This window comes from Pseudarthrobacter sp. YAF2 (assembly GCF_052113345.1).
In the GTDB taxonomy this organism is placed as follows: domain Bacteria; phylum Actinomycetota; class Actinomycetes; order Actinomycetales; family Micrococcaceae; genus Arthrobacter.
On record NZ_JBFRDA010000026.1, the window covers coordinates 1 to 17,070 of the forward strand.

The following is a 17,070-nucleotide window of genomic DNA, read 5'->3' on the forward strand; positions in this document are numbered from 1 at the left end:
GGTGGTGTTGGATGCTGCGGCGGGGAACCTGTTTTTGCCTGGTGGTAAGCGGTTGGTGTTGGAGAATGCGCGGGATGCGAAGTTGCAGCAGGCGGGGCCGGGCAGTGATTTTGTGGCTGTTGCGACGCGGAAGGTGTTGTTGAAGCAGCCTCTTGATGGGGCGGCGGCGAAGACGGTGTCGTTTGATGGCGAGGGTGTGCCTGCTGCGCCGGTCCAGTTGGGCGGGTGTGTGCATGCGGCGTGGTCGGGGGCGAATAAGTATGTTCGTGATTGCACCAATGATGCTGATGATAAGAATGTTGCGGTGCCGAAGGCGAGTGCGTCGCCGTCGTATGTGTTCCGGGTGAACCGGGACCTGGTGGTCTTGAATGATGTGAACTCGGGCAATGTGTGGCTGGTGAACCAGAACATGCAGCTGGTCAACAACTGGGACGACGTCGTCCCGCCCAAGAACCAGTCCGATGACCAGGACCAGGAGTCGGCGGACAACAACACCATCAACGTGCTTCCGGACCGGACCAAACCGAACCGGCCGCCGGAAACCAAGCCCGACGCCATCGGCGTCCGCCCGGGCCGCACCACGATCCTCAGCGTGCTGGACAATGACTCGGATCCTGACGGCGACGTCCTGACCGCATCCGTGGGAGATGCAGGGCCGAAGTCGGGCACGCTCGAAAACATCTATGGCGGCACTGCCTTCCAAATCACCGTACCGGCGGATGCCAAACCCGGCACGGAGACCTTCAACTACAGCGCCTCCGACGGCCGCGGGCTGTCCGCCACCGGGCAGGTCACGCTCAGCGTTGTCGGCCCCGACGAAAACAAGCCGCCGAAGTTCAAGCGCGGCGAGGACACCACCATGCTGGTGGAACAAGGGAAAACGGTCAGCCAAAACATCCTGACGGATTGGATCGACCCCGACGGCGACGACCTCGTCCTGCTCGACGCCAAGGCAGACAACGACCAGGACCAGGTTAAGGTCCGGCGGGACGGCCTGCTCACCTTCCAGGACTCCGGTGCGACAGCCGGCAAGAAGAACGTCGAAGTCACCATCTGGGACGGCCGCGCCACCGTCACCGGCAAGGTGGTGGTCAACGTCCAGCCGCCCGGAGCCTTGGCGCCGGTGGTCAACGCCGACCATGTCACCGCCGTCGTGGGCCAGGACCTGGTGATCTCACCGTTGAAGAACGACGTCGACCCGAACGGTGGTGCCCTCCGCCTCGCCCAGGTGGAGGCCAACGGTCCGGCCGAACTCGGCCCCGTCACCGACGGCGGCACCTTCACGTTCCGCAGCACCACCCCTGGGCCGGTCTACCTGACGTATATCGCCAGCAACGGGCCGCAGAGCAGCCAGGGCTTGATCCGCGTCGACGTCGAATCCGGCAACGACGGCGGCGATCCCGTGGCAGTCCATGACGTCGCCTTGATGCCCACGGGCGGCAGCGTCCTGCTGGACCCGCTGGCCAACGACTCCGACCCTTCCGGCGGCGTCCTGGTGCTGCAGTCAGTCAAGATCCCGGACAACGCCCCGGTGTCCGTCAGCGTGATCAACCACAGCGTCCTGCGGATCACCGACATCCTCGGAAGCAAGGATCCCCTGCTGTTCGAATACACCATGTCCAATGGCAAGAAGTCCGCCACTGGGAGTGTCTCCGTGGTGCCCGTCCCGGCGCCCGCCGTGCTGGAAGCACCCCAGCCAAAGCCGGACGAGGTGAACGTCCGCGTCAACGACGTCGTCACCATCCCTGTCCTTGACAACGACACGCACCCGCAAGGGCAGGAACTGACCGTCGATCCTGTCCTGCCGCAGGCCGTGGATCCTGCAGATGGCAAGAGTTTCGTCTCGGAGAACACCCTCCGCTTCATCGCGGGCAGCCAGCCCAAGACGGTCCGCGCCATCTACAACGCCGTGGATCCACAAGGCCAGAAGAGTGCCGCCGCGGTCACCATCCACATCCTTCCACTGGAAGGTGCCGAGAACTCCCGGCCCCAGCCGCGGAACCTCACCGCCCGGGTGGTGGCCGCCGGCACCGTGCGCATCCCGGTTCCGCTGGACGGCATCGATCCCGACGGCGACTCCGTCCAGCTGACGGGTATCGACAGCACCCCGGCCATGGGAACCGCCACCGTGGGCAGCAACTTCATCGACTTCACCGCCGCCGGTGACGGCGCGGGCACGGACACTTTCCGCTACAAGGTGGTTGACCGCCAGGGCGCCGTGAACACAGGCACCGTGACGGTGGGCATCGCCCCGCGCGGCGAGGTGAACCAGAAGCCCACCCCCGTGGACGATGAAGTCCGGGTCCGGCCCGGCCGGCAGATCGCCGTCGACGCCACCGCCAACGACACCGATCCCGACGGCGACCGCATCCGTATCCTCACTGACGGCATCGAGGCCGATCCCGCTCTCCAGGCGAACGTCAGCAAGAACAGCGGCCGCATCATCCTGCTGGCACCGAACGAGGCCGGGACCGTAAACGTCCGCTACACCATCGCCGATGACCGCGATGCCACCGCGCAGGCGACCATCCGGCTGGTGGTGGACAACAACGTGCCCCTCAAGGCGCCCATAGCCCGTGACGACCGGGTGACGTCCGCCCAAGCGATGGGCAAGACCGCCGTCGATGTTCCGGTCCTCAAGAACGATGAGGACCCGGACGGTGTGGGGGAGAACCTGAAGATCAGCACGGAGGCCACCACCGCCCGGCCCGGCGGCAACGGCAACGTCCTGGTGGACCTGACCAAGGATCCCCAGCTCATCCCGTATACGGTGGAAGACGTGGACGGACTGCAGTCCACCGCGGTCATCTGGGTGCCGGGCCTTGGCCAGCAGGTTCCCACCCTGGCCAAGGATGAGGTCCTCGAGGTGGTGGCAGGCCAGTCGGTGGACGTGAACCTCAACGAATGGGTGAAGGTCCGCGAGGGCAGGTCGCCGCGGCTGACCCAGGCTGACCGGATCAAACTCATCGGCGCCGACAACGGCAACCCCGTGATCGGCGACGGCACGGGCCTGAAATACACCGCAGGAACCGACTATGTGGGCCCCGGGTCCCTCACGTTCGAGGTGACCGACGGGACCGGACCGGACGATCCTGCTGGCCTGAAGTCCACCCTCAGCATCCGCACCAAGGTGCTTCCGGACCCCAACAAGAACAACCCGCCCGAGCTGCTCGGCTCGGACGTGGACGTTCCCAAGGGGGACACGGCCAGCACGGACCTGGGCAAGCTGACCTCCGATCCGGACCAGGGCGACCTCGAGAAGATGAAGTATGAACTGGTGGGCGGATCGCCCGGCGGCTTCAACGTGAGCATCGACGGCAAGACCCTCAAGGCTTCGGCGGCGGACTCCACCGCTACCGGCACCAGGGCGGCCGTCCAGGTCAAGGCCAGGGACCCGCGGGGGCTCGAGGCAACGGCCACGTACCAGCTTTCGGTGACCGCCTCCAACCGGCCCAAGCCGGTGGCCAACGACGACGTCGAAGCAAACGCCGCCGCGGGCAAGCCCGTCAGCATCAACGTGCTGGCCAACGACGCCAACCCGTTCCCCGAGACCCCGCTGAAGATCATTGCCGCCAACACCGAAACGGGCAGTGGCAACGTGGGCGTCAACGGCGACTCGGTGACCGTCACGCCGGCGCCTGGCTTCACCGGAACCATGGTGGTGGCCTACACGGTTGAGGACAAGACCGGTGACGCGTCCCGGCACGCCACGGCGCGCATCCGGCTCACCGTCAAGGACAAACCGGCAGCACCCACCACGCCGCAGGCACAGAGCGTGGGGGACCGCACCGCACTGCTGAACTGGACCGCCCCGGCGGACCGGGGCTCGCCCATCACCAAGTACACGGTGTATGGCGAGGGCGGGTTCCGCCAGGACTGCCCGGCCAACACCTGCACGCTCAACGGCCTGACCAACAACACCACGTACCACTTCCAGGTCACGGCCACGAATGAGTTCGGTGAGTCCGACCGTTCGCCGGCTTCGGCCGATGTCCGGCCGGACGTGAAGCCCGACACTCCCATGGCGCCGTCGCTGAAGTTCGGCGACAAGCAGTTGACCGTCAACTGGACGCAGCCGGCCAGCAAGGGGTCACCGGTGAAGTCCTATGACCTGGAAATCTCGCCGGCGCCGGCCGGCCAGAACGCGCAGATCCAGAACCTCACGTCGGTCAGCTACGTCTGGAAGGGGCTGCAGAACGGGGTTTCCTACAAGGTCCGGGTCTTGGCGCGCAACGACGCCAAGGAACCGTCCGAATGGAGCCCGTATTCGGCCGCGGAGGTGCCCGCTGGGGTCCCCGCGACGCCCACTGCGCCAAGCGTGTCGCAGGCAACGCCGGTGGGCTCGCAGAGCCAGCTGCGGGTGGTCTGGTCCGCGCCCAACAACAATGGTGACGCCGTTTCTTCCTACACCCTGACCACACTCCGTGGCGGTGCGGCGGTGGCCAGCCAGCAGGTATCCGGCACGTCGCAGAACGTCACCGTGGACAACTCGGAAACGAACTACACCTTCACGGTGTCGGCCACCAACAAGGCCGGAACCAGCGGCACGAGCGCCCAGTCCGCCCCCATCCGGGCAGCAGGCAAGCCAGGCCAGGTCAGCAGCGGAACCGTTGCGGAAACCGGAACCAGCGGGCAGCTCAAGGTGACCTTCGCCCCCCTGTCAGAGGCGCAGCGGAACGGGTCCACAGCGAGCGAGATCGCCTACTCGTACAACGCTGACGGCAAGAGCGGTGCGATCGCGGCCGGTGGCGGAACCATCAGCGGGATGACCAACGGCAGGGACATCACGGTGACCATCATCGCGACGTCCACCAAGAACACCATGTCCGGCGACGCCAAAGCCATCGGCACAGGCAACCCGTATGGGCCGGCCAACGCGCCGAACGTCAACGGCGGCACCTCGGCGAAGGGTGATGGCCAGGTGCATTGGACCTGGAATGATCCGGCGACGAACGGCAGGGCTCTCGATCACTACGAAGTCAGCTACGACGGTGGCGGCTGGATCAACGTGAATAAGGCCAATCGCTATGACCGTGACGCCGGCGGATGGAATCAGAGCCACCGACTGAGGGTAAAGGCCGTGACCGTGGTGGACGGTGCCATCGGTGGACCCACCACATCCACTTCTGGCCCTGACAACACCCCGCCGCCACCCACGGAGTGGAACGTCACGGCCAGCCCGGTGCGCAGCTGCACGGAGCCGCGCAAGGGAACAGACAGCTACGTCCCCGGCAACCCGTCCCAGTGCACCGGTGGTGGTATCTGGCTCGATGCCGGTGCCCCGTCCACGTCCGACCGCTACCAGGTTTGGTACAAGACCTCCAACAACCCCAGCGGTATCTGGTACCACCTGAACTCCGGTATGGCCTCGGGCAACTGGCTCCGCTGCGACACCTCCAACGTGGGCTGCAACCCACCAAACGGCATGCCGAACCGCTAGCAACCGCATCACGCCTTGTGGGCCCGGGTCTTCCGGGCCCACAAGGACAATTCGACCCATCAGAAGGAAGCACATTTCATGACCATGACCATGGAGCAGGCCGAGTGGTTTGCCGGTACGTTCGAAAAGCTGGTTGCCAACGTGGGGCAGGCGGTGCTGGGCAAGGAACACGTCATCCGGCTGACCTTCACTGCCATGCTGGCCGAGGGCCACGTGCTGTTCGAGGACGCACCCGGAACGGGCAAAACTTCACTGGCCCGGGCACTCGCCGCCACCGTGCAGGGGTCCAACAACCGGATCCAGTTCACCCCGGACCTGCTTCCCTCCGACGTCACCGGTGTGACCATCTACGACCAGAAGACCCAGAAGTTCGAGTTCCACAAGGGCCCGATCTTCAACAACATCGTCCTGGCCGACGAAATCAACCGGGCATCGCCCAAGACCCAGTCCGCGCTGCTGGAGGTCATGGAAGAATCCCGGGTGACCGTGGATGGTGTCACCTACTCCGCGGGCCGGCCGTTCATGGTCATGGCCACCCAGAACCCGATCGAGCAGGCCGGTACCTACCGCCTCCCCGAGGCGCAGCTGGACCGGTTCCTGATCAAGACCTCCATCGGGTACCCGGACCACGCCTCCACGGTGCGGCTGCTGGGCGGCAACAACCTGAAGGACCGCTCCCAGGACCTGTCCGCCGTCATCACCACCCAGGCAGTGGCGGACATGGCAGACCTCGCCGCCACCGCGCACGTGGACACCGCAGTGCTGGAGTACATCTCGCGGCTGTGCGAGGAGACCCGGAGCGCCCCGGAAACCCGGCTCGGCGTATCCGTGCGTGGTGCACTGGCCATGGTCCGGGCCGCAAAGGTCTGGGCTGCCTCGCAGGGACGGAACTTCGTCCTGCCGGATGACATCAAGGAACTGGCACCCGTGGTGTGGACGCACCGGTTCGTGATGGACCCCGAGGCTGAGTTCTCCGGCGCCACCCCGGAGGCCGTCCTCACCAGGATCCTGGCCGACGTCGCCGCCCCTCAGCAGCGCACCAACGCCTGACCGGTCCGGCGCCCAGCCAAACGCTGCACGCCGGCCCCCATCCCTTTCCAACGCAACAACGAAGGCACACCCACATGTCCGACGGCACGTCCAGCGGCACCCCGTTGACCCGGCTCGCGGAGCGGATCCAGCTCCTCTTCCACAGGAATGGCCGCCCCACCCGCCTGCATCCGGCAGCGGTATGGTCAGAAGCCAGCAACACGGCCCTCCTTGCCCTCACCCCGGCCTGGCGGGCCGTCCGCAGCACCTGGCTGAAGCACGTGTGGCCGGTCCTGTCCGTGGTCAGCATCCTGGGCTGGTCGGTCCTGGCCGCTGCCGTCCTGTTGTGGATCACCGGCCAGGCGTACGGATGGCAGGAGGCCACTGCAGCCGCCATCGCAGCCTTCGCCATGTTCGTGATCGCGGTGGCCTTCATCCTCGGCCGGTCCTCCTACGGCGTGGTCCTGGACCTTGCCCGGACCCGCGTGGCAGTGGGGGACAGCGCGGTCGGAAGCATCGCCGTCTCCAACACCTCCGCCCGGCCGTTGCTTCCCGCCGCCCTGGAACTGCCGGTTGGCAGCACCACTGCCGTGTTCCACCTGCCCCGGATGAAGCCGGGACAGGTCCACGAGGACCTGTTCACCATCCCCACCGCCCGGCGCGCAGTCATCGTGGTGGGACCGGTCCGCTCCGTCCGCGCCGATCCACTTCATCTCCTGCGCCGCCAGGTCCTCTGGACCGAGCCGGAGGACCTCTTCGTGCATCCGCGGACCGTAGCCCTGGCCGGCTCCGCGGCCGGCTTCATCCGCGACCTTGAGGGCATGCCGACCACGGACCTGTCCAGCGCCGACGTCTCCTTCCACGCCCTGCGCGACTACGTACCCGGTGATGACCGCAGGCACATCCACTGGAAGACCACCGCCCGGACCAACAAGCTGATGGTGCGCCAGTTCGAGGAAACCCGCCGCGCCCACCTGGCCATTTCGCTGTCCATCAACACGGACGAATACGCCTCCGAGAACGAATTCGAGATGGCCATCTCGGTGGCAGGGTCCATCGGCCGGCAGGCCATCCGCGAACAGCGCGAGCTGGACGTCCTCACCCAGAAGGGGCCGCTGCGCTGCGAAACGGGCCGCAACCTGCTTGATGACATGACCCGGATCGTCGGCACCCCGATGCGCCGCACCGCCGTCGACCTTGCCCGGACCCTGGCGGACACCGTGCCCAACGCCTCCGTGGTGTTCTTCGTGGTGGGAAGCAACGTGACCGCCACCCAGCTCCGCTCCGCATCGGCCTCCGTCCCACCGGGAGTCCGCAGCCTGGCCGTCCGGGTGGAAGCCGGCGCAGCCCCCACCAGGGCCAACATCGCAGACCTGACCGTCCTGACCCTCGGCGACCTGGCCGACCTTGCCATCGTGCTGAGAAAGGCCGCCGCATGAGCACCGCACCGGGCCAGTTCCCGCAAACCCGTACCCGCCGCAAAGCGCCCGGCCCGGAGTCCGCCTTCGCACACGGCCAGCCTTGGCACTTCCTGCTCGACGCCGGGGCCCTGGTTGTCCTGCTGGGGCTGGGCCTGCTCGGGTTCGGTTTGAGCTTCGGCGGCGACCCGTACTACCTGTTGTCAGGATTCGGCGGCATCATCCTTGGCTTGGGCATCGGTGCCGCCAACGCGCACCTGCGACTTGGCCTGCTGATCACCACGGCCCTGGCCTTGGCGGCCTACCTGGTCTTCGGGACCTGGCTGGCGGTGCCGGACGCGGCCATCGCCGGCTTCGTTCCCTCCCTGGATTCGTTGCGGACCCTGCTCCTGGGCGTCGTCTTCGCCTGGAAGGACATGCTCACCGTCGGCGTGCCGGTGGGAACTGCCGGCGGCGTGCTCATCGTGCCCTTCCTCAGCTCGCTCATCACGGCACTGGTGGCCGCGCTCCTGACCTGGCGCGCGCGGAGCCCCTACCTGCCCCTGCTGCCTGTCCTGGTCCTGTTCGTTACCGGCATCGCGTTCAGCACCAACGCCGCGTTCCTGACCCTGGAACGCGGAATCGGCCTGACAGTCCTCGGCATTGCCTGGGCCACCTTCCGCCGGGACATCCTGCGGCGGGACAACAGCCGGCGGGTGGCCGTCAACTCCCCGCAGACCGACAGCGGCACCGCCCGGCGCGCCCGGATCCGGCGCCTGGGGATGGCGGCAGGCGTGATCGCCCTCAGCGTGGGCGTCACCGCCGTGGCCGCACCCCTGGTCAACGCCGGTGAGGACCGGAAGGTCCTCCGCAACGTGGTGGTCCCGCCGTTCGACCCCAAGGACTACGTCACGCCGCTGGCGAGTTTCCGCACCTACGTCAAGGACAAGAAGGACGACACCCTCTTCGTCGTCAAGGGGCTGCCGCGGGACGGCCGGGTACGGCTGGGTGCGCTGGACGCCTTCAACGGCACCAACTACAACATGGACCCCAACGGCTCCGGCAACTTCAGCAAGGTGGGCGATGCCAAGTCCATCAACACCCTTGCCGACGCTGCCGGGGTGGTGCCCACCAACGACTACTCGATCAGCATCAACATCGAGGACTACCAGGGATTCTTCGTCCCCGGCGGCCGCAAGACCACCGGCATCAGCTTTGACCAGTCCGGCTCCGCCGCGGCCGCCGGCCTCTACTTCAACCCCGGCACGGACACCGCCGTCACCACCAACGGCCTCACCCGCGGCGATTCGTACAGCGTCCAGGTTTCGGATCCCGTCAAACTTGAGCACGGCCAGCTGACGCAGTACGACTTCGCGAAAGTCTCCCTGCCCGATCCCCTGGAAGTGCCGCCCGTCGTGGGCTCCCAGGCCAACGACCTCTCCGCGGATGCCCCCACGGCGATCGACCGGGTCCGCCAGATCGAGGCGCATTTCCAGAAGACGGGTGCCTTCAGCAACGGCCTGGTCAGCGAAGGGCAGTTGCCCAGCGTCTCCGGCCACGGCGCGGCCCGGATCCGGAACCTGCTCACTGCCAAGCAGATGCTCGGCGACGATGAACAGTACGCCGTGGCCATGTCCCTGATGCTCCGGCACCTGGGCATCCCGTCCCGGGTGGTGATGGGGTTCTATCCTGAGCCGACCAGCCCCGAAAACGGTGCCGGCGAAGTGAAGATCACCGGTAAGGACGTCCACGCCTGGGTGGAGGTTGCGTTCGAGCGCGTGGGTTGGGTCAGCTTCGACCCCACCCCGCCCAAGGACAACATCCCCATCCCACCGGACCCGGAAAGCAAGTCCAAGCCCAAACCCCAGGTGCTGCAGCCGCCGCCCCCGCCACAGGAGCCCGCGGACCTGCCGCCCGACTCTTCTCCGGACGCGCTGGACGCTGACCAGAAGAAGAACAATCCGTGGTTGTTCTGGGGCGCCCTGCTGGGTGCGCTGGGCGTCGTTGCCATCCCCGTGGTGATCATTGCCTTGCCGTTGTTGCTGATCGCCTTGTTGAAGACGCGACGGCGGAAGCAGCGTTTCCGCGACGGCCATCCGGCCCAGCGCGTCGGCGGAGGGTGGAGCGAGGTGGTGAGCCTGGCAACGGACATGGGCGCCGCCGTCGACGCCCGCTCGACGCGCCGGGAAAGCGCCGCAGCGCTGGCCGAGGCGTTCCCTGCCAGCCAGGGAACCACGACGCTCCTTGCCCGCCGGGCCGATGCCTCCATCTTCGGCGCCGGCCAACCCACGGAAGAGGAGGTCAAGGAGTACTGGACCATCGTTGATGGCTCGCTCAAGGAGATGACCGCCACCGTGGGGTTCTGGCGCCGGCAACAGGCGCGGTTCTCGCCACGCTCGCTGCTCAGCGACGCTCGGAGTGCGATGAACTCGGGCAGCGGGCTTTCGCTGCGCCGCCTCCGGCAGGGACTGCCGGCGCCGGCGTCCGTGTTCGGCGGCCGCCGCCGTCGTGTCCCGGGCGGCACTGGAACGCCCGGCACACCGGCAAGCGAACCGCAAGGCCCAAGCGAGCAAGGACCCGGTCAGCCGGGTGCCGGCCAACCGGGAACCAACCAGCAAGGACCAAGCCAGCACGGCCCCGGCGGTCCTGGAACCAACCAGCAAGGACCAAGCCAGCAGTGACTTCAGACGCCGACCGCTGCCCGCGCTGCCAGCAAACCATCCGCGCGGGTGCCACCTTCTGCGCTGCCTGCGGTTCGCCACTGCCCAACCGGGCGGCCCGCCGCATCCGCACCCAGACCCCCGGCGCGCACGGCGACCAGGCCGGGGCCCGGACCGCGGGCGCCGCGCACGCGCCGGGGATTCCCGGTACTATCCCGGTAGTAGAAAGGCCTGCGGCAGCCCAGCCGGCGGGCATCGCATATCCGGGTACCGCACCTGCGGGCACCGATCCGGTCAGTGCCGGCGGTTCCACCAGGGTGGGGGCCGCTCCAGGGGGAGGAACGGGAATGGCAGTTAACCTTGAGCTTGTTCCGGCTGCGGCGGGCAAGCGGTTGGGCGCTGCCGTCATCGACTGGCTGCCCGGCGTGGCAGTGCTGGTGGTGACGTTCGCCATCGGCTTCGCCGGGATCACCCGGACCCGAAGCGGCGGCTTCATCGTCTACGACACCTCGTCCCTGGTGCTGTTCGGCGGCATCGGCCTCGGCCTGACCCTTGCCTACCTCTTTGTGGTGCTCGGCCTGGAAGCCCGTACCGGCAAGACCCCCGGCAACCTGCTGATGGGCATCCGCAGTGCGGACCAGGACGGCTACGCGCCCGGGGCCGGCGCCGTCTTCCTGCGGGGAGTGATCACCGGCGCAGGCATCCTGCTGGCCCTGCTGGCTGCTGTCCTGGTGGTGGTTTTCAAGTGGTTTGACGCCGCCCTGTTCATCCTCGGCCCGCTGCTCCTGCTGGGTGCCGTGTGGGCGGTGCTGGTGGTGGTTTCCAGCCAGTGGGACAAGAACGGCGGGTTGCGGGCCTGGAACGACACCGCCGCCAAGACCCTCATGTTCGACGTCAAGGCAGGCCGCGACCCCATCGCCACCGGTGGCATCCAGGGCCCCTACAGTTTCGCGCCCCTGGACCTTCCGCCCGTCCAGCAGGTGCTGTCCCCGGTGGCCGGGGCCGCGACGGCCCACGCGGCTGCCGCCCAGCTGCCCGCGCCGCAGCCACCGGCTGCCCAGACTCCGCTGCCCCGGACCGCTCCGCCGCAGGCGCAGGCGGCCCCAAACCAAGCGGCGGCAGCCCAATTCGCTCCACCCCAGACTCCGGCGCCCTCAGCCACCATGCCGTCGCAGACTATGCCCTACACAAGCCCTGCCTCCTTCGCGCCGCCGCCCGCGCAGGCCGCCGCGTATCCCGCAGCGTCCCAGGACGCGCAGCCCGCCCCGCCGCACGCCGCGCAGCCGGTGGGTGGCAGCCAAGGGTTCGCGCCGGGGGCGCCAGCTTCCACCGCAGGCCACCGGTTGCCCGGGCCGCACGCTGACGACGACGTCGAACGTACCCAGGTGCGCCCGGATACCGGCGGCCCGGCCCCCATGGCCGTCCTGCGGATCCGCTTGGACGACGGCCGCGACTTCCAGCTGGACCGCAGCGTCCTGGTGGGCCGCAACCCCGTGGGCCAGCCTGGGGAACAGCATGCCCAGCTTCTGGCCGTGGACGATCCCGGACGCTCCATCTCAAAGACCCACCTGCACCTGCTCACCGATGGTGCAGGGATCTGGGTGACTGACCGGCAGTCGACCAACGGCAGCGCCGTGACCACCCCCGACGGCCTGCGCACCCCGTTGGCGCCGGGCGTCCCAACATTTGTTACCCCGGGCTCCAGCGTGCATTTTGGAGACCGTACCTTTTACCTAGGACAGGCATGAACCAGCACCCCGCCAGTGTTTCCTCCACCATCCAGCCGGGGCCGGGCCTCAGCCTCACCTACGGCTATGGGACGGACAGGGGACTCCGCAGGGAGCTGAACGAGGATTCCTACATCGCCGCGGATCCCGTCTTCGCCGTGGCCGACGGCATGGGCGGCCACGAGGCCGGCGAGATAGCCAGCGGCCTGTGCGTGCGGGCCCTGGCTGGTATCCCGCAGCTCGCCACGGGGGAGCGGAGCATCACGGCGGCGGTCCTCCAGCAGTACCTGGTGCGGGCGGACAACTCGATCCGTGAGGCCGCCGGTGCCCGCGCCGGCACCACCCTCACGGGCGCCGTGGTGGTGGAACAGATGGGCATGCCGTACTGGCTGGTGCTGAACATCGGCGACTCACGCACCTACCGCCTCAGCCAGGGCCGCTTCGAGCAGATCAGCGTGGACCACTCAGAGGTCCAGGAGCTCGTGGACGCGGGCGAAATCACCGCCCAGGAAGCCGCCGTGCATCCCCGCCGGCACGTTGTCACCCGGGCCCTGGGCACCGGGGACGAGACGGAGGCTGACTACTGGCTCCTGCCGGTCGAGGAGGGAGACAGGGTCCTGGTCTGCTCCGACGGGCTGACCGGGGAGCTGGCGGACGAGGACATCCTCCGCATCCTCAGTACCGTGGCCCAGCCACAGGACGCGGTGGACGCCCTGATCCAGGCCGCCCTGCGCAGTGGGGGCAGGGACAACGTCACGGCCATCGTGGTGGACGCCAGGAACGTAGCGAACGACGACGGCGCCGGCACCACCGCGCCACGATTCAGGCCGGGGGACGGGGACGAGGAGACGCTGCCGCGTCCGCTGGCCAACGGAGCCGTGACGCAGCCCCTGCCCGAACAGGCGGAGGCCGGCGCGGACGGCGAAGGGGAGCGCGACGATGACCTGCGCTAGCTACATCCCCGGCACCTGGCTTGGCGTTGTCCGGTCCGGTACGGCCGTCCTCCTCGGCCCCGAGTCACCCGCCGAACTCGCCGGTGCCCTCTGGGAACTCCTGGCCGGCCGGCCCGAACCGCACGAGGTCCTCGCCGCCGTGACCAGCAGCTCGGGCGGGTCGCTGGCGCGCATACCCTCCTTCGGCATCCTGGACTTCAACGGACCGTTGCGGGTCTTCCTGCGCGGCAACTTCGACCTCCGCGTGGAGCAGCCCGGCGGAGCCGTGGAGCTGGACGGCCGGGACGTCACCACCTGGAACGAGCGCCGGTTTGCCGTCCCCGGGATGTGCCGGCTGGACATCGCTGACGGCGGCCCCGGGGACCAGCCCGAGCTGCCGTTCGGCGAAGGGGTGGTGTTGCTGCAGGCATTGACGCTCGGCGTCCCGTCCGGCCCCGCAGCGGTTACCGCCCCCGCGGCCCCGGAACGGGCCGCCGCCATGGAAAACCCGGATGCAGCAGAAGCTCCTGCCGACGCAGAAGCCGCGGGCGGGACGAAAACCCCGGTTGTCGTGGAAAACGTGGTTGCGGTCGAAAACCCCGTCGTCGTGGAAAACGTAGTTGCGCCCGAAAGTCCGGTCGTCGTCGAAAGCGTGGTTGCGGGGGATGCCCCCGGCACGGGCGGGGGCGCCGGCACGGCAGACCGCTTCACCAGTCCCGACCCTGAGGAGCAGGAGGACCTGCCCGGCATCACCCTCCTTCCCGAGCATGGTGCCTCTGCCGAGACGGTGCTGGGAGTGCTTGACGAGGACCAGGAGGGGCTGCAGGTGGAAGACGGCCCCAACCCGGCAGCTGTCGGGGAGGCGGCCGACCTCGACGCCACGATCGCCCCCGGCGCCATCTTCGCCGCTGACCCGGCGGTCAATGCCGGCACGGGGGACGCGGTTCAGCCGGAGGACGATGCGCCGCCCGCCGGGGCATCCGAATCGGCTGACGCGGCCCCTGCGGTGGAAATGACTACGTCCTACGACCATTTGTGGGACCGGACCGTGATGCGGAACATCGAGGACGCGGCAGTCCGTGAGGATCCGGACGCCAACTCCGGCCTCGTGGCCGTCAACCCGCAGCCTGCGCTGACGGCGGCCGAACAGCTCCCCGCCCTGGGCGCAGCCGAAGACCCCTCCCCGGCCGGGCAGTCCTCCGGGCCCGACACGGCGCCAGGAACCGCGGCGGTAGTTTCCGCTGGCACGGACTCATCCCCCAGCCCCACCCCGGATACCGGCCCGGAAGCTCAGGCTCCCGCCCCCGCTCCCACCGGCGTCCTCATCGATTCCGTACCGTGGCGCACCGGAGGAGCGGCGTCCGTTCCGTCGTCGGCCCCGTCCAGCCCATCCGTGGGGACGCCGCCTGCCTTCGCCCCACCGGCAGGCCCCGATGGGGCAGCGAACGGAGGATCTGCGAACGCCGGCACCGCACCCGGCTTCCCAGCAGGCCGGCCACCTGCGGCAGGAACTCCGGACCAGGCACCTGCCGCCGGCTTCGATCCCGACCATGACGGCCAGACCGTCATGAAGAGCAGCCTCCCCGGCATGGCTCCGCATCCGGCGGCTCCGGCCACCGGCCAGGACACGGCCGGTGGACCGATGGTGCTGGCCCGGGTTTGTCCGCAAGGCCATGCCAACCCGCCCACCCGCGCCCTGTGCAGTGCCTGCGGGGGCACCCTGCTGCCGGACGCCGTCCAGGTGGCGCGCCCCAGGCTGGGACGGGTGCGCCTGTCCACCGGCGACCTGTTGGACCTCGACCAGTCGATGGTTATTGGGCGGCAGCCGTCGGTATCGCGCGTCCAGGGCGGTGTGATGCCGCGGCTGGTGCAGGTGGCGAGCCCGGGCGGTGACATCTCCAGGTCCCACGTGGAGGTCCGGCTTGAGGGCTGGCACGTCATGCTCTGCGACCTCAAGGCCACCAACGGCACTGTCCTGGTGCGTGAAGGCCAGCCGCCGCGCCGCCTGGCCCAGAACGAGATGGCCATCCTGCTCGATGGCGACATCGCGGAGCTTGGCGACAACATCTCACTGCGTTTTGAGGAGATTCCTTGAGTTCCAAACGGCCCGTAGCGCCGCCGCCCCGGATCGCGGGGTTCAATTACATCAGCCTGCTCGGCTCGGGCGGGTTTTCCGACGTCTACCTGTACGAGCAGGACAGGCCGCGCCGGAAAGTCGCCGTGAAGGTGCTGCTCTCCGACTTGAAGACCGAGGGTGCCCGCCGGCGCTTCGAGTCCGAGGCCAACCTGATGGCCCAGCTGTCCTCGCACCCCTACATCGTCACCATTTTCGAAGCGGAAGTGACCGACGACGGGCATTCCTACCTGGCCATGGAGTACTGCTCCCGGCCCAGCCTGGACGTGCGCTACCGGCGGCAGCGCTTCAGCGTCGATGAGGTCCTGGCCGTCGGCATCCAGGTGGCGTCCGCCGTCGAAACCGCGCACCGCGCCGGCATCGCGCACCGCGACATCAAGCCCGCCAACATCCTGGTGACGGACTACAACCGCCCGGCCCTGACCGACTTCGGCATTTCCGGCACCCTGGCAGGCGACACGGACGACGACTCGGGGATGTCCATTCCGTGGTCCCCGCCCGAGCAGTTCCGCGACGGGAGCGTTGACGGCGTCATGGTGGACGTGTGGGCCCTCGGTGCCACCTTGTACACCCTGCTGGCCGGCCGCTCGCCCTTCGTGATGCCCGGGGCCGACAACTCGCAGCGCGAACTGATCAACAGGATCAGCAACATGGCCCTGCCGCGGCTGGGACGGGCGGACGTGCCGGAATCCCTGGAACTGGCGCTGTCCACGGCCATGGCCAAGTCCGCGCAGTCCCGCTACAGTTCCGCGCACGCCTTCGCCCTGGCATTGCAGCGCATCCAGGCCGAACTCAACCTCTCCGTCACCCCCTTCGAAGTGCTGGAGGAACCGCAGCAGGACGAGAGCCACCCGGACGACGGGACCGAGGAAACCCGCGTCCGCAGCATCGCCGCCATCGATCCCGAACGGACCGGCAGCGCACCAACGTTCCCGGCGCGCACCCGCCCCAACCAGCCCGGCGGCGGCACCGACGCAACCGGTCCAAGGGGAGGTGCCGTCCCGCCGTCGCACTTCACTCCCGCCACGCCGGGGCAGTGGCAGCCGGCCCCGGCCGTACCCCACCTTCCAGCCGGCCCCGCCGCACCGGAAACGGCCGACGCCGCCCGGCAGGGGGAGTGGGCGCAGTCCACCGTGCTGCGGGGCAGTGCCGGGGCACCACACTATGGCGCGCCGGTCACCGGCCCGGCGGGCAGCGGGGAGGACACGGCATACACCGCTGACGCAACGGTCCAGCGGTCCGTGAAGGCGGACGAACCGCCGGCGGCTGCGGAGGCCGACCACGGCAAACGCAACCTCTGGCTCGCAATCGCCGGCGGAACCCTCCTGGCGCTTGCGGCAGCGGTGGGCATCGTCGTGGCCAATTCGGCCACCGGCACCCCCAAAACTGTGGAAACCCAACAGGTCAGCAAACCTCCCGCGGACGCCCTGGACAACGGCACCGTTCCCGACGTCGAAGGGCTCAAGGGCACCATCGGCGCCGACGGTGAAGCCAGCTTCACGTGGACCAACCCGCAGCCCAAGGACGGGGACACCTACAAGTGGAAGGTGTACACCATCGGCGGCAACAGCGCGGAATTCACGTCGGTGGCGAACCCGCCGGTCCGGATCCGGCCCAATCCCGGCGGACAGACCTGCATCCAGGTGATGATCGTGCGCACTGACGGCGCATTTTCACCCATGGAGGAGGGCTCCATCGCCTGCACCGGCCAATGAGCGGCCCGCCCGTTCCAACGGGCCGGCAGCTCCGCA

Annotated in this window: 8 protein-coding genes; all 8 read left to right on the forward strand. The window is 68.5% G+C overall.

Translation table 11 applies throughout. The features are described 5' to 3' along the window. Window positions 1-5,440, forward strand: a 5,440-nt coding sequence (locus tag AB4Y79_RS20390; protein ID WP_441865804.1) for an Ig-like domain-containing protein, incomplete at its 5' end; no start/stop codon positions are given. Between the two features lie 78 nt (window positions 5,441-5,518). Further along, on the forward strand, window positions 5,519-6,490 hold the full coding sequence (locus tag AB4Y79_RS20395; protein ID WP_308931559.1) for an AAA family ATPase: 972 nt from the start codon (window positions 5,519-5,521) through the stop codon (window positions 6,488-6,490). Between the two features lie 74 nt (window positions 6,491-6,564). Next, window positions 6,565-7,908 (forward strand): DUF58 domain-containing protein, encoded by a 1,344-nt coding sequence (locus AB4Y79_RS20400; RefSeq protein WP_441865808.1) that lies wholly within the window; start codon window positions 6,565-6,567, stop codon window positions 7,906-7,908. Further along, window positions 7,905-10,547, forward strand: a complete 2,643-nt coding sequence (locus tag AB4Y79_RS20405) for a transglutaminase-like domain-containing protein (protein WP_441865810.1) — start codon at window positions 7,905-7,907, stop codon at window positions 10,545-10,547. Before AB4Y79_RS20400 ends, AB4Y79_RS20405 begins: the two co-directional genes overlap by 4 nt. Continuing rightward, on the forward strand, window positions 10,544-12,274 hold the full coding sequence (locus AB4Y79_RS20410) for an RDD family protein (protein ID WP_441865813.1): 1,731 nt from the start codon (window positions 10,544-10,546) through the stop codon (window positions 12,272-12,274). Before AB4Y79_RS20405 ends, AB4Y79_RS20410 begins: the two co-directional genes overlap by 4 nt. Next, on the forward strand, window positions 12,271-13,206 hold the full coding sequence (locus AB4Y79_RS20415; protein WP_441865816.1) for a PP2C family protein-serine/threonine phosphatase: 936 nt from the start codon (window positions 12,271-12,273) through the stop codon (window positions 13,204-13,206). Before AB4Y79_RS20410 ends, AB4Y79_RS20415 begins: the two co-directional genes overlap by 4 nt. Continuing rightward, the gene (locus AB4Y79_RS20420; protein WP_441865819.1) at window positions 13,193-15,280 is read left to right on the forward strand and encodes an FHA domain-containing protein; all 2,088 of its coding nucleotides are present in this window, start codon (window positions 13,193-13,195) and stop codon (window positions 15,278-15,280) included. The genes AB4Y79_RS20415 and AB4Y79_RS20420 overlap by 14 nt, the downstream gene beginning before the upstream one ends. Continuing rightward, on the forward strand, window positions 15,277-17,034 hold the full coding sequence (locus AB4Y79_RS20425) for a protein kinase domain-containing protein (RefSeq protein ID WP_441865822.1): 1,758 nt from the start codon (window positions 15,277-15,279) through the stop codon (window positions 17,032-17,034). The genes AB4Y79_RS20420 and AB4Y79_RS20425 overlap by 4 nt, the downstream gene beginning before the upstream one ends. Window positions 17,035-17,070: the final 36 nt, after the last annotated feature.

What these genes read in the sequence shown, in the direction of transcription:
- AB4Y79_RS20395 (WP_308931559.1), top strand. Translation starts at nt 5,519, where the DNA reads ATGACCATGACCATGGAGCAGGCCGAGTGGTTTGCCGGTACGTTCGAA.
- AB4Y79_RS20400 (WP_441865808.1), top strand. Translation starts at nt 6,565, where the DNA reads ATGTCCGACGGCACGTCCAGCGGCACCCCGTTGACCCGGCTCGCGGAG.
- AB4Y79_RS20405 (WP_441865810.1), top strand. Translation starts at nt 7,905, where the DNA reads ATGAGCACCGCACCGGGCCAGTTCCCGCAAACCCGTACCCGCCGCAAA.
- AB4Y79_RS20415 (WP_441865816.1), top strand. Translation starts at nt 12,271, where the DNA reads ATGAACCAGCACCCCGCCAGTGTTTCCTCCACCATCCAGCCGGGGCCG.
- AB4Y79_RS20420 (WP_441865819.1), top strand. Translation starts at nt 13,193, where the DNA reads ATGACCTGCGCTAGCTACATCCCCGGCACCTGGCTTGGCGTTGTCCGG.